A 1412-nucleotide genomic window follows, 5' to 3' on the forward strand; every position below is an offset into this window, starting at 1 on the left:
TTTTCAAACTTTCTTTTCGCCTTGAACTCTGTGTTTTGAAGCACTTAATTCAACCTGACTCAGTAACCGCTTGCGCTGTCTGCCGTGTCAGTGAATGCGCATCATAGGCACCACACGATTTAGCGCAACCCCTTTTTTATCATATTTATCAATTAATTTTTATACTGAACTTAACACCACCTTAAGCACATCTTACCCACAGACTTACCCACAATCATGAATCCTTTCATTCATACTTTACCAATGCTCATATGGAAAAATACATTAATGCTTTAGGTTATGAGTTTTGAATTTGTTCTATAACACTCCCAAAAATAGATGCATCAAGTGTGGCCAATGAAATAATCCAGATAGTGAGTAGTACAGAGAGGCAGGAGTGTTACCAATCTACAAAGATTAAACCTAGATTGTGGGTATATCAAATCAATTAACTGTCCGAGAGGCCCTAGAATCTACTGACCGCATATTACGATATAGGTGAATGAAGGTTAAACAGCATTCTCGACTGATAATATTCACGTTGTGATTTGATACTTAAGAAGGGATTTTAAACATTAATAGAGGATTACCGACTCAGTAATGCTCAAACGAGACATCATCGTTCTAAGCTACCCAATGATGAGTCTGCAATCCAGCCTAATTTGTGAAACGACAATTATACATTGGCATTATGAACCTGGTTAACGTTGGTGATGTTTGGTCAGGAACCCAATGACGGGAATAACCCGTGGTGATGGATTTATGCATAAGGAAAATTTGTTGCTTGAGTTTGTTGTGAATATCTTGATAAGAATTTGACTTGTGCAACATTAAGAAAGGCATCTCAAAGTTGAGGGCAGCCCAAAAAGATTGTGTTTCATTGATACAAAAGTTGTCATTAAAGTCGCCGTCAGTATCTATAAATATTGCGGAAGTAGAAATAAATCAAAACATGAGCAGAAGAAGTTACAGCAGGGGCAATGCTGTGATGGAAGGTTTTAAATTGAAAACAGAATGTACGCTTAAGAATGGATACTGCCATTTTTAATTAAGCGAAGCAGGATGAACTGAATTACCTATTAAAGTAAAACATGGTCATAGTTACTAATATACGGCTCAAAAAGCTGCCGTCATGTAAGAATAGTAATGTATACAGGTTTAGTTAACCGCATCAATAATACATTATGGATATTGTGGCTTAATAGACGATGTGGTCAACTAATACCATTTACATTAAATATGTGATCTAATTGGTCGTCATTTCCTTACTTCAGTATCGATGAATAATCTCAATCTTGCAGCATTAGTTAAATCTGAGAAAAGCGCACGTAAACGTATGCGTTATCTCGCCTTACTTCATTTTACCGAAGGTCATTCTCGTACTGCTATAGCCAACATGCTGAAGGTCAGTAGAACCAGTGTAAATACTTGGG

1 protein-coding gene is annotated in these 1412 nt (G+C 36.8%); it reads left to right on the top strand.

The window, feature by feature from the left end:
- Positions 1-1258: 1258 nt before the first annotated feature.
- The coding region (locus H5202_RS22455) for a helix-turn-helix domain-containing protein (protein WP_182773976.1) at positions 1259-1412 on the top strand (154 nt) is incomplete at its 3' end.

Source organism: Shewanella sp. SG41-4 (assembly GCF_014164505.1).
Lineage (GTDB): Bacteria > Pseudomonadota > Gammaproteobacteria > Enterobacterales > Shewanellaceae > Shewanella.